The following is a 22,079-nucleotide window of genomic DNA, read 5'->3' as shown; positions in this document are numbered from 1 at the left end:
GAGTGGAACGGGACGTCGATGCCGGGGATCAGGATGAAGGCCCGCTTGCCGCCGACGAGCGCACGGCGACGGTCGATCTCGGCCTCGAGGTGTTCGAGTCCGCGGACGGTGCCGGCGATGGCGTATTGCGAACCCAACTGGTTGAGGTTGACGACCTCGAGGAACTCCCCCGACGCCGTACCGACGGAAGTGACGAAGTCGGCGACATCGGCGTCGGCCAGCTCGAACTGACTCGGGCGGATGGCCGCGAGACGGTAATTGCTGCGACCCAGCTCATCTCGCGGCACGAGATGGTGCATCGCCTCGCCGCGCTGGAACACGACCTCGAGGACGGCCTCGAGCGGGAGCACCCCGGCGCACGCGGCGAGCGCGTTGTACTCGCCGACCGAGTGGCCGCAGGTGATGGCGTTCTCGACGAACCCGCCGGACTCCTTGAGCTCTGCGATCTGCGCCACGCCGAGGACGGCCATGGCGACCTGGGTGAACTGGGTGAGGAACAGCACGCCGTCGGGATGCTGGTAGGTGGTGCCCCTCGCGACCAGGGTCGTCGGGTTGTCGCGGACCACGGCGAGGATGGAGAAGCCGAGCGCGGAACGGGTGTGCTTGTCGGCGCGGTCCCAGATCTCACGGGCCGCCTTCGAACGCGAACGGGCGTCGAGGCCCATCCCCGTACTCTGGATGCCCTGGCCCGGGAACGCATAGACGGTCCGGGGCGCGGCCAGGCGGCCCGTCGCGGTCATGACCAGACGGTCGCCGACCTTGCAGGTCACCTCGACGACCTCGCAGCCGTGGTCGAGTCCGACACGGTCGGCGCGCACGGTGATCTCGTCGCCGGTGCGGACCATGCCCATGAATCGGGTGGTCCAGCCCAGGATCGGGCGGGGCGCCGGGATCGGGTTCTTCGCGTCGGTCGCGGTCACCACGTGCTGCGCGGCCGCCGAGAGCCACATGCCGTGCACGATCGGCTCGCCGAGGCCCGCGAGACGGGCGGCCGAGGAGTCGGTGTGGATCGGGTTGCGGTCTCCGGAGACCAGCGCGAACCCGTGCATACGGGTCGGGGCGGTGATGGTGGTCTGGCGGATGAGCTTGCGGGTGGCGTCGGTCTCGTCGGCGATGGCACCGCCGGCGCGCACCGGGTCGGCCAACGCGCCGTCACCGAGTCGGCCACGGATGGCGAAGCGCTCGGCCAGGGTGGCGATGTGGGTGCCGTCGACGTCGGCGATCGAGACGCCGACCTCCACGACGCGACCGAGGTCGGTGTCGTGGACGGCGCCGAGGGTCGCGGTGATCGTCAGTTCGGTGTCGGTCCGCGGAAGCAGACCGGTGACCGAGATGGCGTGGTCGAGATGGACCAGGTCGAGCAGTCCCTCGACCACCGGTGTGCCGTCGGAGGTCTGCGCGGCACCGATCACGCTGAACACGCCGGGCCAGCACAGTCCGACAAGGGTGTCGGGGATGGCGAAGCCGGTCGTACCGGCCGGGATGGTCGCGCTCAGGCGCTCCGGCAGGGTGTAGGCGGTGACCGCGGAGTGATCGGCCGCGAGGTCGGCGGTCCAGGTGGCCGAGCTGGTGGCGACACCGTCGACGACCTGGGCCAGCGATCCGCCCGCGGCGACGGCCAGGATCGACCGCATCGCGTCCGACGCGGCATCGAGGGTGACCGTCGGCGATCCACCGTCGACGATGCTCGGGTCGACCGTCATGACGATCGACACCGAGGACGCCGCGATCGGGATGGTGGCGACGACCGTCTCACCGTGGAGTTCGAGGACCGATCCGGTCGGATCGTGCTCGGCGCGGTCGGCGTGCGGCAGCGTCCACGCGTCCCGGTCGCCGAGGAGCGCGATCGGGTTGGGCACGATGCGATCGGCCCACAGCACGGAGTCGGACTCGATGACGTCGACGAGCACACCGGAGCCTGCGACGAGTCCGGCGCGCCGACGGCTGGTGACCTCGACGGGCTCGACACCACGGGCGGTCAGGTCGGTGACGACCTGCGCCTCGAAGCGGTCCAACAGGTCGCCGACCGGCTCGTCGACACGCGTGATGCCTGCGACCGCGACGGGCCCGGGGATGATGCAGACCTCGTCGGCGCTGTAGCGCGCGTCGTGGGCCTGCCACAGCGAATCGCTGCGCCACCACCGGCGGACGTCCTTGTCGACGACCGGCACGAAGTTCACCGGCTTGCCGGGGGTCTTGCACAGGCCGAGGAAGAAGGCGACGTCGGCGGGATGCAGGATGTCGGAGTCGATCTCGGGATAGACGCCACCGAGGGTGTCGATCGCGGCGTGCGCGTTGTCGGTGGAGGACTGCTCGCCGAACAGCGTGACGATCTCGCCACGGTCGGCGGGGTTCATCCGGGCCTCGGTGCGCTGCAGCATCTCGGCGAACCGCTCGCGCCAGGTGATGTCGGCCCACTGCGCCTCGACGCCGGCGTCGGCGCCCACGGCGAGATCGGCGTAGCGGGTCAGCCACTGCCGGTAGGTCATGGTGGTCACGTCACCGAAGTACGGCTTGGCGGTGACATCGAGCGCGGCGATGATCTCGTCGCGGCGGTCGGCCACGGCGTCACCGTCTCCGGCGACCTCGTCGAGCAGACGGCCACACCGCGAGGCGGCGTTGTCGATCTCGTGGATGTCGGCGCCGAGCTGGCTACGGCCCGAGGCCATCCCGTCACTGGAGTACCCCGCACCGATCCAGTCATCGCATCCGGGGGTGTCGACGAGCAGTTGCTTGACGTCCGGCGACGTCGTCGCCTCCAGCACCGCCATGGTGACGGTCCCGAGGAGGATCCCGTCGACCGGCATCGTCGGGTAGCCGTGCGCGTGCGCCCAGGTCCCGGTCAGGTAGTCGCTGGCGCGCTCGGGGGTGCCGATGCCACCACCGACACAGATCACCGCGTTGGGGCGGGCACGCAGTTCGGCGTAGGTCGCCAGCAGCAGGTCGTCGAGGTCCTCCCACGAGTGGTGGCCACCCGCGCGACCGCCCTCGATGTGCACGATGATCGCGTGGCCGGGGACCTCGGCGGCGATGCGCACGACCGAGCGGATCTGCTCGACGGTGCCGGGTTTGAACGCGACGTGGGCGATGCCGGCCTCGGCCAGTTCCTCGACCAGCGCGACCGCGTCCTCGAGCTCGGGCAGCCCGGCCGAGACGACGACACCGTCGATGGGGGCGCCGGCGGCGCGGGCCTTCTGCACGAGACGCTTTCCGCCCAGCTGCAGCTTCCACAGGTAGGGGTCGAGGAACAGCGCGTTGAACTGCGCCTGACGGCCCGGCTCGAGCAGCTCGGTCAGTCGTGCGACGTTGTCGGCGAAGATCGCCTCGGTGACCTGCCCGCCACCGGCGAGCTCGGCCCAGTGACCGGCGTTGGCGGCCGCGGCGACGATGGCCGGGTCGACGGTGGTCGGCGTCATGCCGGCCAGCAGCATCGGTGAGCGGCCGGTCAGCCGGGTGAAGGACGTCTCGACGACCTGACGTCCGGTGGGCAGGGTGGCCAGGGTCGGCGCGTACCGGGTCCAGGGGCGCTGGACCTCGGGGATGCCGCCGGGGGCGAACAGGTTCCGCTGACCGCCGCGCAGGCTGGCCGAGATGCAGCCGACGCCGCGACCGCGCAGCACCGGGACCGACAGCCGCGTGGCGACGTCGCCGGGGCCGAGATCGAGAAGCCACGACGCGCCCTGCTCGGCGACCCCGTCGAGAGCGCTCACCCAGTCGACCGGGGCGACGAGAACGGCGTCGGCCCGCGCGATCGCCCAGGAGACGTCGAGCCCGCAACGGCCGGCCCACTCGCCCACCAGGTCGCGCGCTTTGGCCAGACCCTCGTGATGGAAGGCGATGCCGACACCCAGTGGATCGAAGACCGGTGCAAAGGGCGCGCCGCCCATGACCTTGTCCTTGCGGGCAGCGGTCTCGGCGGCGGCGACTGCCTCACAGAACTGCTCGAAGGCGCGCAGATGACGCGGCGCACCGGACAACACGACCGAGCGCCGCCCGTTGCGGATGCCGACCACCGGCGCGTTGTCCAGGTCCGGGCCCCGTAGCGCGGAGCGGAACTCGGCGACGAGGACGTCGATACGCGCGGGGTCGACGTTGGTGATCGACAGCATCGGCGTGCCGTCGGCGGTGGGGACGAGTCCGTTCCGGCGACCCACGACGGCGCCGGCGGCCCCGATCAGGTGGGCCAGGGCCAGCAGCGCCCCGTCGCCACCGGTGGAGTTGTCGGTGTCGCCGGTGACCGCGTCGATGGCGAGAACGCCCTGCGAGTGACCGACGATCGCGCTCGGTGCGAGCTCGGCGGTGTCGAGTCCCTGCTTGCCCAGTGCGGCGATGGCGGCGAGCTGGGTCAGCAGGATGCCGGGCACCGACTGCGCAGCGCTCTGCAGGGTCTGCTCGGTCGGCACGGGCTCATCGGCGCCGAGGGCGTGGACCCAGGTGAGCGGGTGGAACCCGTCCGGGCGGGCCGCGACGAGCTCGTCGGCAACCGGGGCGAGCAGTCGCTCGGCGGCGTCGACGGTCTGCCCGATGCTGCGGTCGAGTTCGGCGTCCACCACCAGTTCGGCGAGTGCCGGCAACCACGGGACACCCTGGCCGCCGAAGCTGATCGCGTACGGGTCACCGTCGCGGAGCCGCTGGATCAGGGTGTCGTCGGGGCGGCGGGCCGCCGCGGAATCGCCGGGGCCACTGCGGAACTGATGGACGGTCACTGATGGGTCTCCTCGTGGTGGCAGCCGACTGGCTGGATGCACTGGTGTGGTCGTGTCGTGAACATCGGTGGCGTCATCGCCATCGGAGGTGTGGGGTCGCCGAGAACGCACGACCGGCGTACGCGACATCGGGGCGGTCACGGCGTCATCGACGACGCTCGTCCACTCCCGGCGCCCGCAGCTCATCGGTGAGCGGGTCGAGTTCGGTTGTCGCGCAATGATCGTCCGGGTCGAGTCGGGGGTACTCGCCTGACGCCTCATCTCAGGGCGACTCACACATGGTCGCACACGAAAATGAGGGATCCCTCATGTTCTGGGGTGACCCGTGGGTATACCGGCCAGTAACCCCGCGGGTAACAAATCGACCGGTCCCGCCTGCCTCCGGCCCGATGGCACGAACCGCACGTCAGGTGCCGTTTCTCGTCCGCCAACGGGCGATGAGACAACGCCCGCCGTTCGTTATCGAATCGTTACAACGCACCGTCGTGCCGTGCCGTGCGGCGTCGCGGGCAACTGGTTCGTAGGGTGTCGGTCATGAGCGACTGTGTGTTCTGCGCGATCGTCACCGGTTCGGCACCGGCACGGATCGTCTACTCCGACGAGCACGTCGTGGCCTTCCTCGACATCCGCCCGGTGCGTCCAGGGCACACCCTGGTGATCCCGCGCGAGCACATCCCGGATCTCGCCGGGGTCACCAGCAACGTGGGCGCCCGGTTGTTCGACGGCGCCCGCACGGTGGGCGCCGCGCTGCGCGCGTCGAGCATCGCCGCCGATGGCGTGAACGTGATGATCAACGACGGTCGTGCCGCGTTCCAGACGGTGTTCCACACCCACGTGCACGTTGTCCCGAGGCACACCGGTGACCGCATCACGCTCGCCAAGGGCCTCGTCGTGCGCCGTGACCCGGCTGCCGACGCCACCGCCGAGGCGATCCGCGAGGTCATCGCGTCGAGGTGATCACCACTGCGCCGATCAGACGGTCATGGTCTTCTCGGTGGGCAGATCGCCGACCGGGCATTCGGCGACACCGACCGTGTCGCGCGTGATCGCCTCGACCGCGCGCTGCGTCGCTTCGGCGTCGGTGACCCAGTTCCGGTAGAAGTCGAACGGGCACTCCGCGACACCCTTGTCCCCGTCGCCCGCGGCGTGCACACCGGTGTAGCCGCGATGGAGCAGCTTGAACAGATGGTTCTGCGACTGGTCGTGACGCCGAGCATCGCGGATCGCCGACAACGACAGCTGGGCGAACTGGATGCCGTACTCCTCCTCCCCGCATTCACCCAGGGTCCGGCCGTCGAACCCGATGACCGCACTGTGCCCGAAATACGAATAGACGCCGTCGAATCCGGTCGCGTTGGCCACGGCGACGTAGCAGTTGTTCGACCAGGCCATCGCCTTCGACATCATGATCTGCTGTTCCTTGGCCGGGTACATGTAGCCCTGGGGACGGACCACCAGCTCGGCACCCTTCATCGCGCAGTCCCGCCAGATCTCGGGATAGTTGCCGTCGTCGCAGACGATGAGCGAGATCTTGAGACCCTTCGGGCCGTCACAGACATAGGTCGTCCCGCCGGGGTACCACCCCTCGATCGGCGTCCACGGCATGATCTTCCGATACTTCTGCACGATCTCCCCGGCATCGTTGATCAACACCAGGGTGTTGTAGGGCGGCTTGTCCGGATGGTCCTCGTGCCGCTCCCCGGTGATCGAGAAGACGCCCCAGGTGTGGGCGTCGCGACAGGCCTGGGCGAAGATGTCGGTCTCGTCGCCGGGAACCGTTGCCGCCGTGGCGTACATCTCGTCGGTGTCGTACATGATCCCCTGTGTCGAGTACTCCGGGAACACCACGAGGTCCATCCCCGGGAGCCCACTCTTCATCCCGACGACCATCTCGGCGATCGCGCGAGCGTTGTCGAGCACCTGTTCACGGGTGTGCAGGCGAGGCATCTTGTAGTTGACCACCGCGACACCCACGGTGTCCGGACTGGAAGAAATATCGCCGTGCCGCATCTGCAGTACCTCCGGTGTGTGGGCTCTCGTCGCCGATCGTGGCACCCGGGAGCACGTCCGCCGATTACCGAGATGTTTCGGTCCGGTTATCAGGTGCGCACCGGCCTCGCACATCAATCACGGTGTCGACAAACGTGTTTCGATGATGCGATGTCGGGATACGCGAACCGCAAGTTCAACGACATCGCGCCCGCGGGCCCGCTCCGGCTCGGGGCGGTCCGATCATCGCGGCAGTTGTCCGACGGTCTGACCGCGTCGGTCGTCGGACAGTCCGAGGCGATCGACGCGGTCGTCCGCGCACTCACGATCGCCGGTGCGCAGCTCGCCGATCCGGAACGTCCCCTCGCGACGCTGCTCCTGGCAGGACCGACCGGGGTCGGCAAGACCGAGATCGTGCGCCAGGTGGCGGCACTGGTACGGAGTGGGCCGGACGATCTGTGCCGGATCGACATGAACTCGCTGGCGCAGGAGCACTACTCCGCGTCGTTGGCCGGCGCACCTCCCGGCTACGCGGGATCGAAGGAATCGATGTCGCTGTTCCAGCCGGAACGGATAGAGGGCAACGCCAGCACTCCGGGCATCGTCCTGTTCGACGAGGTGGAGAAGGCACACGCCACGGTGGTGCGGTCGCTGTTGCAGGTGACCGACACCGGCCTGCTCCGACTGGCCGGCGGTGGTCGTGACATCTCGTTCCGCAACTGCCTGGTGTTCATGACGTCGAATCTCGGTTCGCGAGAACTCGCGAGGCGTCAGCGTTCCCGGCACCGCCGGCTGGTGCGCCGGATCATGGGCCCGCGCATCGACGACACCCTTGCGTCGCGCGATCGGGCCGCGGCCGCTGCCGTCATCCGGGACCACTTCGATCCGGAGCTGTACAACCGGTTCGACGAGGTCGTCCACTTCGGATCGCTGGATCGGGCGGCGGCGCAGGACATCGTGTCCACCGAACTCGACCGGCTGGTGCGATCGCTGGGCTCACGCGGCATCATGTGGTCCGCCGATGACCCGGTCCGGGCACATCTGCTGCAGCACGGATTCGACCCGACCTTCGGGGCTCGGAATCTACGGCGGGTGATCCGCCGCGACCTACACGGCCCGCTGTCCACCGCGATCATCGACGCTGCGCGGACGTCGGGCGAGGCACTGGTCCTCGAGACCAGGGTCGAGTCGGGATCGATAGTGGTTCGCGTCTGCGGCTGATCGGCTCCGGTGGGGAGGGTTCAGTCGTTGCCGGAGAGATCGATCGGCGACCACTCGGCGGCCGGGGCGGCCACCAGATCGGGGTCCACCGACTCCGGCGACACACCTCGGGCGGCGAGTTCGCGCCAGAGTCCGTCGAGCGCACGGTCGGCGTCGAGGAGGTACTCCGACTCACGCACCCGCCAGAACCGCCAGCCACAACGGCGCAGTTCGCGTTCGCGCTCCATGTCCGCGCGCGCCTGCTCCGGCGTGGACGTGAACTCGTCGCCGTCGCACTCGACGGCCAACCGCGCGTCCGACCCGGTGACGACGAGGTCGATGACCCGGTTGTTCACCAGCACCTTGGGGTTGACGTGGAAACCGCGGGCGGTGACGTCGAGGAAGATCTGCTGTTCGAAGATGCTCTCGAACGGCTCGCACCGTTCGGCGACACCGACCTCGGCGGGCATCGGCGCGACCAGTGCCCCCTGCGTGCGTTCCATGTAGGACAGCAGCGAGAACCGGAGGTCGTTGGGCTTGAGGTCGTCCGAGGACACCGAGTGGAACAGCCAGAGCTGCTCCATCGCGCGTGACGCGGCGACGTTGAACCTGCGCTGCGACTCACTTCGCGTCAGCGACACCGGGTTACGGTCCCGTGAGACGACCATCGACAGGAAGACCACGTGGCGTTCGTCGCCCTGGAAGTCCGGTGGCGTGCCGACACGCAGCGCGCGATCGTGCCACTGCTCGTCGTCGAGGGCGGCTCGGAGCAACTGCGTGATCAGGTCGACCTGTCGCTGGCCCTGCAGGACCACGACACCGAACGTCATCCCCGCGTAGGCGGGGTCGGACGTGCAGCGGACCACCTCGTCGACGAGAGCCTGCGCCTCGATGCTGTTGGTGAGTGCGGAACTGTCGCCGGAGGCCACCGCGTCGGGGACGAACACCGTCCGCAGTGGCGGCAGGCGGTCGGCACCGAACTGGCGCACGGGCACGAGCGGTGAGTCTGGGTAGAACTGCCGCGACGAGTACTCGATGATCTCCGGCATCGAGCGGAAGTGTTCGCGCAGCCGGACCACGTGTCCGAACCGGGTGCGCAGCATCGAGAACAGGCTCGATCGCGGGGTGAGGCTGTCGCGCATGTACTGCGGGATGTCGGGCAGGTAGGTGTCGAGTTTGGCGAAGACGTCGTCGAGGCCGGCGCCGGCGAAACCACCCGGCGCACATTGGCGGTCGTCACCCACCACGATCACGCGGGGCGCCAGCCACAACAGGAACAGGCTGGTGATGTCGGCCTGCGACGCCTCGTCGACGATCACCACGTCGAAGGAGTTCTGTTCCGGCGCGATCGACGACAGCACCTGCGAGATCGGCATGATCCACGCGGGCACCGCGCCCTGCGCCTGATCCATGGCCGATCGGGCGGCGCGTCGGAACCGCTCGGCGTGCTTGCCCGATCCCTTTCCGAGGTTCGTGATGTGGTCGCGGTAGGACTGCAGCGCCTGCACCTGCGACACCGTCATGTGCTCCAGGCACTCCCGCCACGCACAGGCCGCGGCCAGTCCGGCGGTGAAGTGCGCGATGTCGGCCTCGACCGCGTCGAGGTCGGTCTCCAGCCGCGACTCGCGGCCCGGGTCGCTACGGTTCTCGGCCCACGAGTACGCGCGACGCCACGACCAGGCGTCGGTCAGCTCGCGCAGGCGGGTGTCCCAGACCTGTTCGTCGGCGGTGTCACGCAGCACCCGGTGCAATTCGGGCGCCTTCTGCTTCAACCGCAGCTCGAGCAGGTCCAGCGATCCCTGTTGATCACGTTGCGCGCGTGCCTGATTCCAGCCACGTCGCGCCACCTTGAGCGCATCGGCGTCCGCGGCGACGAGCGCCGCCACCAGCGCCTCCCCCTCGGCCGACGGCCCGGCGTCGACCTCGGCCGCCAGCGCCCGTGCGCACTCGTCGAGCTCGCGGCGGGCCAGGACGCCGTCGTTGGTCGCGGCGATGGCGCCGGTCTGTTCGGCCACGTCGGCGACCTCGTCGACACTCTTGGGGCGCGGCCCGCCGGGGCTGATCGACTCGAGCTGGCGCACCAGCGCATCGCGTCCGGTGAGCAGTTCCGAGATCCATCCGAGCTGATCGTCGAGTCGGACCAGCTGATTGAGCTGCGACGACCGCGAACCGGTGGTGTCGACCGGGACGTCGACATCGGCCAGGATGGTCTGTACCCGGCCCACGGCCTCCAGGGCGGCGAGGTGGTCGGCCACCAGTTGCAACGACTCCGCGTCGCGGGGCTCGCGACCGTCGACGGTCGCGGTCGCGCCGGAGGCCTCCACCGCGCGCTGCTGCGGCGACTTGCGGAAACGTCCGCGCCACACCCCGTCGGACCGGAGATACTGCGCCGCTTCGGCGTACACCGCGGCAGTACCCTGACCGGCGCCCTCGACCACCACGTCGTGGGTGCCGATGTCGGCGTCCCGACCGGTGGCCTCGTCGATGATCGCCGAGATCTGCGTGATCCGGTTCCACAGATACGCCGCCTCGCCGGACAGGAGGCGCTGCGCCATCTGTTGCATGTGCGGCTCGAACGTCCGCACCTCACGGACGGCACCGCCGAGGTGGTCACACTGGTTCTTGATCGCGAGCAGCCGCGCGCTGTCGACGTCGGCGAGGATCGCGAGCAGTGATCCGTTGCCGGTCATCTTCTCGGTCGGCTGCTCGGAGATACGCGCGCAGATACGGTCGATCTCGACCGAATCGGGCAGGAAGGCGTCCAGGTCGGGCAGTCGCTGACCGAGTCGGCTGGCCCAGGTGTCGTCGCGCTCGCGCAGCAGGGTCAGCAGGCGTTCCATCTCGTCGCCGTCGAGCGGGGGCAGCGCCGACTCCAACGGGCCGGGCAGCCAGTCGTACCGCGACCGGACCTCACGGCAGGCGCGCACGATCTGGGCGGCGGTCCCGCTGTACCCGGCCGCGACCCACTCGTGCTTCTCCGTCTCCGACTCGCGTAGCTGCCAGATCTCGCGCAGCGTCTGTTCGCGTTTGGCCCGCGCCTGGTCACGCTTGGATCGGAGGTTCTTGATCTCCGAGGTCACCACGCGCGACTGGAAGGTTCCCTTGCGGGCGGCGATCGACCCGACGCTCTCCACCAGCGACGTCGAGCCGTCCTTGGTCACGTCGGTGATCGCGACGGCCAGCTCGCGCAGCTCGGGCGGGAGTTTGTCGCGGAGCACCTGCAGCGCCTGGGCCTTCTCGCTGACCACGAGGACTCGTTGCCCCTTGGCCAGCAGCGCCGACATCAGGTTGGCGATGGTGTGGGTCTTGCCGGTGCCGGGGGGACCCTCCACGACGACGCCGCTGTCGAGCCCGAGTTGGGCCAGGATGTCGCGCTGCTCGACGTTCGACGGCAACGGATAGAGCGCGTCCTCGACGAGTTCACCCGCCGACATCGCACCGGCTGCAGCGAGTCGTTCCACGCGCTCGGCGGATTCGATCGGCTCGACGAGCTGGGCCAGACCGATCGGGATGTCGACCGTCTCGTCGCGCAGCGCCGAGATCATCGCCTCGTAGTAGCTGAGGACGGCACCTGAGCCACGGTTGCGCAGGATCAGGGCGGGACGGTCCTCCACCGACACCGTCGACGGGTCGGACGGGACCTCCGAGGCCCACCGCGTGAGGATCTCGGTCACCGGGGAGGCGAGCGCGGACGGCTGGCTGCCCAGCGCCTCGGCGATCGGTGACGACCGGCTCAGGTCGAAACCGTCGATACCGGTGAGCAGATGACTGTCCTGGAGTTCGGGGACCGAATCGCCCGCCAGGGCGATGGTGATGACGCCCGACGAGTGGTCGTGTTCGGCGACGACGGCCTGGGTGATCAGATGCTCGTTGACCGAGGTGGCACCGTCGGCCGACATCACGGTCAACAGCCCGGTACCGATGACGAGCTCGAGCGACTCGGGTCGCTCTGCGAGATCATCGAGCATGCGCGCGACCTGCGCGAACGCGGTCGCCGCGGTACCCGTGGCGGTCAGTTCGACACACCGTTCCCCCGGCGCCGCCTTCGTCCGTACCGGGGCGCCGAGATCGTCGCCCAGCCAGACGGTCGCCTCGTGGTCATCGACGTGTCGGACCACCGTCGAGCGCGCCCGGATCAGCTCGTGCAGGAACTGCAGGAGTCGCAACACCCGGGCGCGACGGTCGTCGCCAGACATCGGTTCGGTCATCAGGTCCTTTTCACCCGCACGATCGCCGGTCGAGGGTCGGTGTGCTCTGGACGTACACCTCAGGTCGACATGTGACCTGTGTGAGAAGAACGCTACCCGGTCGGGCGGTGACCATCACATTCATGGGTGATCACACTATTGGACAACCCGGCCGGTGCGTGAGCGACCGCAGTTCGCGTGGCGCGGCCAGGGCGCCGGGTGGTTCAGCCGGCGAGCAGGGCCGAACGGAACGCGGGGAAGCCACCGTCGACATACCGGACGTTGGTGTAGCCGAGAGCGGCGATCTGCTCGGCGATCCGACGCGCCTGCGCCTGGACCGAGACGACCGCGATCTCGACGTTCAGGTCACAGATGCACGCGACGCGACGCGGCGATGTGGGCGTGAAGGCGTCCGTGAGATCAGCGGGTTCGATGACCACCGCTCCGGGCAGGCTCCCCTGGTGGCGAACCACCTGGGGACGCATGTCCACCACCACTGCACTGCCTTGCTGCGTGTGCTCGGCCGCTTCCGTCGCCGAGATCCGATCCACCACTGACACCGGGGATTCCACCGATCCTCTTACCGAATTGTTCTCACCTTGCCGCGGAAGCCGATTCGAACAACCGCGATGTTGCGCGGACTCCCGTGACGGGTGTGTCGTCAGGCAACGCCAAGATGTTACGGGATCATTTCGTCGGTGGCCGAGGACGGAGGTCTCGGTCGGGTGTCAGCTCCGACCGCGGCCCGCGACACGGGGCTGGGCACCACGACGGCCACCGAAGTCGCGCGGTCCGCCGCGTCCACCACCGTTGCGTGCGGCCGACCGGCCACGCGGTCCGCCCTCGTCGCGGGTGATGTTGATCGGGACGTTGGAGATCTTGGTCCCGCGCAGCAGGGTCAGCGTCTCGCGTCCGAGGTCGTCGGGCAGTTCGACGAGGCTGTAGTCGTTGCGGATGCTGATGTGCCCGAAGTCGCCACGGGTCAGACCGCCCTCGTTGGCGATCGCGCCGACGATGGCACCGGGGGTGACACGGTCCTTCTTGCCGACCGCGATGCGGTACGTCGCGAAGTTGGTGCCGCCGTCGCGCTGCTTGCGTTCGGGACGGTCCGGGTTCTTCGACCGCTCACTCGCCGGTGGGTCCGGGCTCAGCAGGAACCCCCCGTCGCGCGTCTCGAGAGCCAGCGCCGCGGCGATGTCGGCCATGGCGACGTCGTTCTCCTGCGCATAGTTCTCGATGAGGCGACGGAACATCGCGATGTTGTCCGACCCCAGATTCTCGGTGATCGACTCACCGAACTTGGCCACACGCTGGGCGTTGACGTCGTCGACGCTCGGCAGACCGATCTCGGTGATCGGCTGCCGCGTGGCCTTCTCGATCGACCGCAGCAGGTGCCGCTCGCGCGGGGTGATGAACAGCAGGGCGTTGCCCGACCGACCGGCGCGACCGGTCCGGCCGATGCGGTGCACGTAGGACTCGGTGTCGTGCGGGATGTCGTAGTTGACGACATGCGAGATGCGTTCGACGTCGAGGCCTCGGGCGGCGACGTCGGTCGCGACGAGGATGTCGAGGCTGCCGCTGCGCAGCGACGCGATGGTCCGTTCCCGCTGGGCCTGCACGATGTCGCCGTTGATGGCGACCGCGGAGAACCCGCGTGAACGCAGTTTCTCGGCGAGTTCCTCGGTGGCCGACTTGGTGCGGACGAAGATGATCATCGCGTCGAACGACTCCACCTCGAGCACGCGCGTCAGCGCGTCGAGCTTGCGCTGGTGCGACACCTGCAGGTAGCGCTGCGTGGTGTTCTGCGCGGTCTGCGTCTTCGCCTTGACGGTGATCTCGACCGGACTCTTCAGGTACTTCTGGGCGAGGCGTCCGATGGCCTTGGGCATCGTCGCCGAGAACAGGGCGACCTGCTTGCTGTCCGGGGTGTCGCGCAGGATGCGCTCGACGTCCTCGGCGAAGCCCATGGTCAGCATCTCGTCGGCCTCGTCGAGCACGAGGAAGTCGAGCTCGGAGATGTCGAGCGTGCCCTTGTCGAGGTGATCGATGACGCGGCCCGGGGTGCCCACCACGATCTGGGCGCCGCGGCGCAGACCGGAGAGCTGGACGCCGTAGCTCTGGCCGCCGTAGATCGGCAGCACGCGGATGTCGGGCAGGTGCGCCGCGTACTTGCCGAACGCCTCGGCGACCTGGAGGGCGAGCTCACGGGTCGGGGCGAGGACGAGGGCGCGCGGCTTCTTGCCGCCGCCCGCGATCTTCGAGAGCACCGGGATCGCGAAAGCCGCGGTCTTGCCGGTTCCGGTCTGCGCGAGACCGACGACATCCCGCCCCGCCATCAGCGGTGGGATGGTCTCCGCCTGGATCGGCGACGGGGTCTCGTATCCGACATCGTTGAGCGCCTGCATGACGCGGGGTTCGATGTCGAGGTCTGCGAACGAGACCGATGTGGTGGTCTCCATCCCGCTGTCGCTCACTGCTTCTCCGGCTCTTCCCGGCACCTGGCCGTGGGTTGTCCCCCGGGCCTCGTCGTGCTGCGGGGATTGTTCTGTCATTGCACAGCACTCTAGCCGCCGGACGAGGTAGATCGTTATTCGAGAAATCAGCTCACTCGGCGTGTGCGCTGACCACCGTCTCAATGCTCGTTGCTACGGTTTCCCTCACCGGTGACACAGGTAATCTGAGTCACAGTCGTCTCGTCAGTCGGAATTGTCCGATTCCCGACGCAGGGACACGATTGGAAAAATGGAGGCCCCCGTGCTGGAAGCGACCACTCCCGCGAAGTTCGTCGTCGCCGAGGATGCATCGATCATCGACGCGCCGCTGCGCTACCGGGACGAGCGTCCCGACCTGGAACTCTTCCGTCGTCGCTCCGGTGACACCTGGACGACGGTCGCGGCGCGCGAGTTCGCCGACCAGATCGATTCCGCCGCCAAGGGTCTCATCGGCGCCGGCGTCGCAGCGGGCGACCGCGTGGCCATCCTGTCGTCCACCCGGTACGAGTGGACGGTGCTCGACTACGCGATCTGGCGCGCAGGCGCGTCCACCGTCGCGATCTACGAGACCTCGGCGTCGGACCAGGTCAAGTACATCCTCTCCGACTCGGGCACGTCACTGCTCATCGTGGAGAACCAGGCTCAGCGAAGCGCCCACGCCGACGTCATCGACGCCGCGTCGGGATCGCTGCGCGAGACCCTCGTCATCGAGGACGACATCCTCGACGCGCTGGCCGCACGAGGTGCCGACGTGGCCGACGACGAACTCGACTCGCGGCGCAGCGGAATCAAGTCCTCCGACATGGCCACGCTGGTCTACACCTCCGGAACCACCGGCAACCCGAAGGGCGTCGCGCTGACCCACGCCAACTTCCTCGCCGAGTGCAAGAGCGTTCGCGAGGTCATCGGCGACATGATGTCCGAAGGACGGTCCACCCTGCTGTTCCTCCCGTTGGCCCACATCTTCGCGCGCGTCGTCGCGGTCGCGTCGGTGGAGAACGGCGTCGTGCTCGGACACACCAACGACATCGCGAACCTGTTGAGCGACTTCGAGAAGTTCCAGCCGAGCTACATCCTCTCGGTCCCCCGGGTGTTCGAGAAGGTCTACAACAGCGCCAAGCAGAAGGCCTACGACGGCGGCAAGGGCAAGATCTTCGATCGCGCCGCCGACACCGCGATCGAGTACAGCCGAAGCCAGGAGACCGGGTCCGCCGGTATCGCCCTCAAGGCCAAGCACAAGGTGTTCGACGCCCTGGTCTACTCGAAGCTGCGCGCCGCGCTCGGCGGCAAGTGCACCGACGCCATCTCCGGTGGCGCTCCGCTCGGTGATCGCCTCGGCCACTTCTTCCGCGGCGTCGGCATCCCCGTCTACGAGGGCTACGGCCTGTCGGAGACGGCCGCCGCGGTCACCGTAAACACCCCACAGAACCAGCGGGTCGGCACGGTCGGCCGACCGGTCGCGGGCGCATCGGTCAAGATCGCCGAGGACGGCGAGGTACTGCTCAAGGGACCGATGGTGTTCGAGGGGTACTGGCACAACCCCGAGGCCACGGCCGACGCAATCGTCGACGGGTGGTTCCGCACCGGCGACATCGGCGCGCTCGACGACGGGTACCTGTCGATCACCGGTCGTAAGAAGGAACTCATCGTCACCGCGGGCGGCAAGAACGTCTCCCCCGCCCCGCTCGAGGACTCGATCCGTGCGCACCCGATGGTGAGCCAGTGCCTCGTGGTGGGCGACAACAAGCCGTTCATCGCGGCGCTGGTCACCCTCGACCCCGAGGCCGTGCCCGGTTGGCTCGAGCGCAACAACCTGCCCGCCGACACCCCGATCGCCGACCTGACGCACAACGAGACGCTGCTGGCCGAGATCGACGGCGCCGTGAAGACCGCGAACAACAAGGTCTCCAAGGCCGAGGCGATCAAGAAGTTCACCATCCTCGACACCGACTTCACCATCGAGTCGGGCGAGATCACCCCCACGATGAAGCTCAAGCGCAACGTGATCCACCAGGCACACGGGGACGAGATCGAGGAGCTGTACACCAAGCGGTAACGTTCCACCCGAGATGACCCGGGACCGTGCGATCGACGCGACGCGCGGTGTGGCGATCTTCAGCATGGTCAGCGGTCATTTCGCGCTCGGTACCGATCTCGCGAAGCCGACGCACGTGTTCCCGTATGCGGACGGTGCGTCGGCTTTCGTGCTCCTGTCGGGTCTGCTGCTCGGAATCGTGCACCGCGGCTGGTCGGATCGGACCGGGTCACTGCACGAGTCGTGGCGACGGATCGTTCGGCGCGCCGCGGTCATCTATGTCTGTCAGGTGGTACTCGCCCTCACGGCCGTCGCTGTGTCGCTGGGCGGTCACACCGAGCTGACGTTTCTTCTGCCCGTGCGGGATTGGTGGGAGGGTCTCCGGTGGGCGGTGACCCTGCGGTACCTGCCGGGCGGCGGGAACATCCTCGTTCTCTATCTGGTGCTCATCGCTGTCACCGCCCTGGCTCTCCCGCTGTTGCGACGCGGTGCGTGGCCGGTGATCCTGGCCGCGTCGTTCGCGCTCTACGCGGTGGCCCTGGTCGAATCGCCGGCGTGGTTCTACATCTCGAGCACCGCCGAGCAGCCCGAGATCCAGAACTGGGCGATGTGGCAGATCATCTTCGTACCCGCGCTCGTGGCCGGATGGTGCTGGCACGAACGACAACTCGGACCACTGCTGGTCCGACACGCGGTCCCGGTGATACTCGTGGCCGCCGCGGGTGCCGCGGTGTCGATCGCCCTGCACACCTCCGATTCCGCGGCCACCGCGGACGCGCTGCTGGTGGACAAACTCGACTTCGGTCCCGGTCGCGCCGTCGCGGCGTGGACCATGGTTCCCGCGGTGTACGTGGTGTTGCGGATCGCGATAGGACGCCTGCGGCGCGACTGGCTGCGTCCGCTGTGTCAGGTGGGCTCGCGCAGCCTCGATTCCTATGTGGTGCAGTCGGTTCTGCTCATGGCACTGCCGATCGTGGTCATCGCGCCGTGGTCCGACGGTGTCGCCACCGTCATCGCGCTGGCCGTGTTCGGTCTCTGCTGGGCCTGGGCGGAGTTCCGGCGCCATGTCGGTCTGGACAAGCTGCACCGAGCGCCCGTTCTCGCGGCGAGGATGGCCGGGCGCCGGTGAGATCCCCGTGCGGGAACGGTCGGGTCAGGTCCCGAGGAAGTCGATGATCTCGGCGTTGACGGCGTCCGGTTGCTCCACCTGGAGGAAGTGGCCCGCGCCCTCGATGATCGCCACCCGACTCCCCTCGGGGAGGACCTCGCGGACCGAGGAGACGAACTCGACCCGCATACATCCGTCATCCGCACCGTGCAGGTACAGCGTCGGGACCTTCGGTGCCCGTCGCCACGAGTCGTGGAGTTCGCGATAGCGCGCAGCCGGCCGGCCGGGGGTGGCCACGGACCGGTAGTACTGCAGTGCGGCTTTGCGATTGGCGAGTGTGGGCAGGGCGTCGAAGACGTGCACGAGGTCGTCGGTCGCGTCGTGACCGGGCGACCAGTCGCGCCACAGTTTCGGGATCAGACGATCCAGTGACCGCTCGGACACGATCGGGATCTGGTTGAAGAACATGTACCAGCTCATCCGCGCCTGACGGCGTAGCAGACCGAGTCGGGTGCGCGGGTCGAGATCCGACCTGGTCATCGCCGGGACCGGGGGCACCGACATCGACACGACGGCCCGGAACGGCGACCTGCGGTGCGCGCCGATCGCATTGGCTGTGACCGCACCCCAGTCGTGCCCGATCAACACGGCGTCCCTGCCGCCGCCGAGCGCCTGGTGCACGCCGATGGCGTCGTGCATGAGCGCGCCGATGTGGAAGTCGCCATCGCCCGGTATGTCGGTGGGCGCGTACCCGCGGGTGAAGGGCGCCACCACGCGGTACCCGCGTTCGGCCAGAGCCGGTCCGAGGTGTCGCCACGACCAGGCCGAATCGGGGTACCCGTGCAGCGCGACGGCCAACGGTCCGTCGTCGGGACCCCAGGTCAGTGCCGTGATCGCGAGTTCGGGCAGGTCGATGCGCAGCGTCGTCGGTGGCGATGTGTCGGTCACGAGATCCGATTCTACGAAGGACCACCCGTCGGTACGTCCCTTCGGGAGCGCCTGCGCACCACGATCCGGCCGCCCGATCCGGGCGCGAACGCAACGCCCCTGGAATACCAGCTCTCGTCCGGGGCCAGGGTGGGCTCGATGGAGTAGTCGGTCAGGAGCGTACGCAGCACGGTGTGTAGCTCCATCGTCGCGAACGCCGCGCCGATACAACGCCGCACACCACCACCGAACGGGATCCACTCGTGCGGATCGGGGCGCGCCCCCAGGAACCTGTCGGGGTCGAAGCGCGCGGCGTCTGCGAACACGGCGTCATCGGTGTGGACGAGATCGATGCCGACCATGATGTTCTGGCCCCGAGGCAGCACCCACGGCCCCACGGAGTAGCTCGAGGCCTTCACCTGACGGAACGTCGAGTCGATCACCGGGCGTGTGCGTTGGACCTCGAGGATCACCGCGGTCAGCAGGTCGTCGACGCCGGCATCGACCTCGGCGACCAGGCGATCGAGGATCGCCGGATGGCGTCGTAGCCGCTCGATCGCCCAGGCCAGCGTCGTCGCCGTGGTCTCGTGCCCCGCGGTCAACAGAGTGAGCAACTGGTCGGAGATCTCGGCGTTGGTCATCGCCGAGCCGTCGTCGTAGCGGCTCTGGACCATCATCGCGAGCACATCGCCGCGGTCGGCGAGACCAGGGTCGGCGACGGCCGTGGCGATCAGCCCGTCGACGATCGCGTCGTACTCGCGGCGGTATCGGTTGAGCCGTCCCCACGGACTGAAGCGGCCGAGGTCCCAAGTGGGCACGGGCACCACGATCAGCTTCGAGCCGAGTTCGACCATCGGCGGGATCACGACACGCAATCGCTCGAACTCGCTGCCCTGGGCGCCGAAAACGGCACGCAGGATGATGTTCAGCGTGATCGACATCATCGAGTCGAGAACGCTCATCTCACGCCCCTGCGGCCAGGAGGCGAACTCCCGCGACGCCTCGTCGACCATCACCGACTCATAGCCCGCCAGCCGACGACCGTGGAACGGCGGGACCAGCAGCTTGCGCTGGTCCTTGTGTCGTCGGCCCTCGAGCGCGAACAGCGAGTTCGGGCCGAGAACCCGACCGAGGTTGGCCTCGATCTGATCGAGATCCTCGGGCCGTGTCTTGAAGATCTGTCGGACCTCGTCGGGCTCACTGATGACCACGACGGTCCCGAACGTCGGGAGCTTGATGGTGAAGTCGGGCCCGAAACGATCCCGAAGACGCATCAGGGCAGCGCGGCGGTCTCGCAGCGCCGAGACCCCCTGCAGCAGCCCAGGCATCGCCGTACCCGGGGGCAGCACCGGGTTCTCGCCCGTTGCTCGGATCGTTCGCGTGCTCATCGCGCCTCCTTGGTACACGTTTGTACCGTCGCCAAGGTACGCAGATGTACCGCGATGGGCAAGGGGTGGGTCCGATGCCGCCGCGAGAACCGGCGGGTGACTGCTCTAGTCGCGGACGACGCGGATGTTGTACTGGCCGATCTTGCGGTAGAGGGTCGCCCGGCTCATCCCGAGTTCATGAGCCGCGTCGGCCATGGTCGGGTTGCCGGTCGCGAGGACGCGAACGATCTCGCCCCGCTCGAACGCCTCGATGCGCGACAGATGCCGCGCCGACCCGGCGAGCACCTCGTGCGGCAGGCCGGAGACGTCGACCACGTCCGCACGGCTCGTCGCATGCGAGATCACCCGCGTGAGCTGTGCGACGTTGCCGGGCCAGTCGAAACCCGCCAGCGCCCGCCCCGCCGCGGGTGCGATGACCACGTCGCGACCGCGTGCCCTGGTCGCGATGTGGTGGGCCAACGGCAGCACGTCGGCGCTGCGCTCGCGCAACGGCGGGATCGCGACCACCGTGTCGACCAGCGCGGCCAACGGTGGCGGGATGTCCTCGAAGCGCTCGGCGCTCATCGCGAACGGCAGTGCCGACTGCGCTCGCGATCGCACGACGAGCTCGGCCAGCTGGTCGGCGACCCAGATGGGTAGCGAGTCCACGTCCCGCACGATGACCGCGGTGTGCGCCTTGCCCAGTTCCGGTGTCCACAGACCGAGCCAGGTCTGCAGGTCCGACGGCGCCGGGGCCTCGGCCGAGAGGATCCGATCCCGCGGGTGCACATGACGGGCGGCCTGCGCGAGCGCAGTCGACCGGCCCGAGCCGGGCTCGCCGATGGCCGCGACGACCGTGCCCGTCGACATCGCACCCTCGGCGGCCGAGACCGCCGCGTTCCACCCGTCGGACAAGGAATGCACCGTGCCCGAACCGGGCTCGAGGCGGGGCACCTCGACCCGGAACACGCGGCCGCGCGGTGTCGGGCGGGATGTGCGACCGGAGGTCCGTGCGAGCATCAGCGCTGCGGTGGTGCTCGCCGCCGACCGCGCCAGGGCCAACAACAACTCGCTCGACGACTGCGACCACGTCGTGAGATTGACGCTGCCCTCGAGGCGCCCGGACGCGGGTTCGATGACCGGCACCGCGGCACACGTGAACGAGCAGAGGTTCTGCGCGTAGTGCTGATCAGCTCGTACGAGGGTCGGGACACGGTCGGCCAGAGCCAAACCCAGACCGTTCGTGCCCACCTCCCGTTCGGAGTAGGCGAAACCCGGCGCGAGGTGGACATCGTCGAGGGCGCGCAGCAACGAGTGGTCGCCACTCATCCGACTCAGCACGACTCCGTCGGCATCGGTGAGCATCATGCTGACCGGCTCCGACGCCAGCGTCCGGTGCAGGTCCACGAGGACCTCGTTGCCGCACTCGAAGAACAGCGATCCGAGGTCATCGGTACCGGTGAACACCGGTTCGACCGAGTCCAGGGAGACCCCGTACTCCTCACTGCGCTGCCATGACGCGAGCAGGCGACGCGGCACGTCCGCGGCCGAGCCGAACACGACGTCGCCCTGTTTCGCGCGCTCCGGCAACTGGTCGGACACCGCCACACCTCCACGCCACGGGCGCATCACCCGATGTGATCCACGTTACAAGAGGGGACCACGTCGCCACCGCCTCGTGCGGTGGCCCCACGTCTCAGATTGAGACACCGAGCCCACCGTCCACACGCCTTCGCCTCCCTACTGTCGTGTCGAACAGCCTGTGACAGCAGTCACACAATTTGGGAGGAACTGATGTACCGCAAGGGTGACACCAGCTATTTCATCGTCGACGCACACGTGGCCCTGTGGGATGCGCGAGAGGAGAACCAGCGCAACATCCACGGCAAGCAGTTCATCGACTGCTTCTACGACTATCACCGCAACCTCTCGCCCGAGAGCGAGGTCTGGGACTACGACGACTACCTCTACCAGGGCGGCGAGCGGCTGATGAAGGACCTCTTCACCGACGGGTACGTCGACCACGCCATCTTCCAGCCGGCCCACCTCGGCGAGTTCTACTACAAGG

At 68.5% G+C, this 22,079-nt stretch carries 12 protein-coding genes and 1 pseudogene; 5 read left to right on the top strand and 8 right to left on the bottom strand.

The features are described 5' to 3' along the window. Positions 1-4,706 (bottom strand): fatty acid synthase subunit beta domain-containing protein (locus JHC79_RS16155; RefSeq protein WP_296392618.1); only part of this gene is annotated, 4,706 nt, incomplete at its 3' end. Positions 4,707-5,240: 534 nt separating this feature from the next. On the opposite strand from JHC79_RS16155, the gene JHC79_RS16150 reads away from it, so the two are divergent. Continuing rightward, positions 5,241-5,663: an HIT family protein gene (locus JHC79_RS16150; RefSeq protein ID WP_296392616.1), complete on the top strand. Its 423-nt coding sequence runs from the start codon at positions 5,241-5,243 to the stop codon at positions 5,661-5,663. 15 nt (positions 5,664-5,678) lie between these two features. Here the strand turns inward: JHC79_RS16150 and JHC79_RS16145 are convergent, their stop codons facing one another. Beyond that, positions 5,679-6,716: an aliphatic amidase gene (locus tag JHC79_RS16145; protein WP_296392614.1), complete on the bottom strand. Its 1,038-nt coding sequence runs from the start codon at positions 6,714-6,716 to the stop codon at positions 5,679-5,681. Between the two features lie 150 nt (positions 6,717-6,866). Between JHC79_RS16145 and JHC79_RS16140 the strand changes: the two genes are divergently transcribed. After that, complete coding sequence (locus JHC79_RS16140) at positions 6,867-7,916, top strand: AAA family ATPase (RefSeq protein WP_296392611.1); 1,050 nt, start codon at positions 6,867-6,869, stop codon at positions 7,914-7,916. A 20-nt stretch (positions 7,917-7,936) separates the two neighbouring features. On the opposite strand, the gene JHC79_RS16135 is transcribed toward JHC79_RS16140, so the two are convergent. From JHC79_RS16135 to JHC79_RS16125, 3 genes are all read right to left on the bottom strand, one after another. Then, positions 7,937-12,103 carry an AAA domain-containing protein gene (locus JHC79_RS16135; RefSeq protein WP_296392609.1) on the bottom strand — a complete coding sequence of 1,389 codons (4,167 nt, stop codon included), beginning with the start codon at positions 12,101-12,103 and terminating at the stop codon, positions 7,937-7,939. A 203-nt stretch (positions 12,104-12,306) separates the two neighbouring features. Beyond that, positions 12,307-12,642 (bottom strand): rhodanese-like domain-containing protein, encoded by a 336-nt coding sequence (locus JHC79_RS16130; RefSeq protein ID WP_296392607.1) that lies wholly within the window; start codon positions 12,640-12,642, stop codon positions 12,307-12,309. A 168-nt stretch (positions 12,643-12,810) separates the two neighbouring features. Further along, complete coding sequence (locus tag JHC79_RS16125; protein WP_296392620.1) at positions 12,811-14,541, bottom strand: DEAD/DEAH box helicase; 1,731 nt, start codon at positions 14,539-14,541, stop codon at positions 12,811-12,813. 283 nt (positions 14,542-14,824) lie between these two features. On the opposite strand from JHC79_RS16125, the gene JHC79_RS16120 reads away from it, so the two are divergent. Next, positions 14,825-16,630: a long-chain fatty acid--CoA ligase gene (locus JHC79_RS16120; RefSeq protein WP_296392605.1), complete on the top strand. Its 1,806-nt coding sequence runs from the start codon at positions 14,825-14,827 to the stop codon at positions 16,628-16,630. Between the two features lie 13 nt (positions 16,631-16,643). Continuing rightward, entirely contained in the window at positions 16,644-17,738 is a 1,095-nt protein-coding gene (opgC, locus tag JHC79_RS16115; protein ID WP_296392603.1) for an OpgC domain-containing protein, read from the top strand. A gap of 24 nt (positions 17,739-17,762) precedes the next feature. On the opposite strand, the gene JHC79_RS16110 is transcribed toward opgC, so the two are convergent. The 3 genes from JHC79_RS16110 to JHC79_RS16100 form a co-directional block, all read right to left on the bottom strand. Further along, positions 17,763-18,665, bottom strand: coding sequence for an alpha/beta hydrolase (locus JHC79_RS16110; protein ID WP_296392601.1), 903 nt, complete (start codon positions 18,663-18,665; stop codon positions 17,763-17,765). A gap of 11 nt (positions 18,666-18,676) precedes the next feature. After that, positions 18,677-20,032 carry a cytochrome P450 gene (locus JHC79_RS16105; protein WP_296392599.1) on the bottom strand — a complete coding sequence of 452 codons (1,356 nt, stop codon included), beginning with the start codon at positions 20,030-20,032 and terminating at the stop codon, positions 18,677-18,679. 105 nt (positions 20,033-20,137) lie between these two features. After that, the gene (locus tag JHC79_RS16100) at positions 20,138-21,613 is read right to left on the bottom strand and encodes a GAF domain-containing protein (protein ID WP_296392597.1); all 1,476 of its coding nucleotides are present in this window, start codon (positions 21,611-21,613) and stop codon (positions 20,138-20,140) included. Between the two features lie 192 nt (positions 21,614-21,805). Between JHC79_RS16100 and JHC79_RS16095 the strand changes: the two are divergent. Further along, positions 21,806-22,079, top strand: a pseudogene (locus JHC79_RS16095) (amidohydrolase); the annotation flags it as partial.

Origin of the sequence: Williamsia sp., assembly GCF_016462415.1 — a bacterium.
Classification (GTDB): Bacteria; Actinomycetota; Actinomycetes; order Mycobacteriales; family Mycobacteriaceae; genus Williamsia_A.
Note: the sequence above shows the minus strand (reverse complement) of the source record. Positions and strands in the feature narration are given on the sequence as shown.

Excerpts from the sequence above, each read along its gene's own strand:
- JHC79_RS16150 (WP_296392616.1), top strand. The coding sequence starts at position 5,241 with ATGAGCGACTGTGTGTTCTGCGCGATCGTCACCGGTTCGGCACCGGCA.
- JHC79_RS16120 (WP_296392605.1), top strand. The coding sequence starts at position 14,825 with ATGGAGGCCCCCGTGCTGGAAGCGACCACTCCCGCGAAGTTCGTCGTC.
- JHC79_RS16135 (WP_296392609.1), bottom strand. The coding sequence starts at position 12,103 with ATGACCGAACCGATGTCTGGCGACGACCGTCGCGCCCGGGTGTTGCGA.
- opgC (WP_296392603.1), top strand. The coding sequence starts at position 16,644 with ATGACCCGGGACCGTGCGATCGACGCGACGCGCGGTGTGGCGATCTTC.
- JHC79_RS16105 (WP_296392599.1), bottom strand. The coding sequence starts at position 20,032 with ATGAGCACGCGAACGATCCGAGCAACGGGCGAGAACCCGGTGCTGCCC.
- JHC79_RS16145 (WP_296392614.1), bottom strand. The coding sequence starts at position 6,716 with ATGCGGCACGGCGATATTTCTTCCAGTCCGGACACCGTGGGTGTCGCG.
- JHC79_RS16125 (WP_296392620.1), bottom strand. The coding sequence starts at position 14,541 with ATGGAGACCACCACATCGGTCTCGTTCGCAGACCTCGACATCGAACCC.
- JHC79_RS16140 (WP_296392611.1), top strand. The coding sequence starts at position 6,867 with ATGTCGGGATACGCGAACCGCAAGTTCAACGACATCGCGCCCGCGGGC.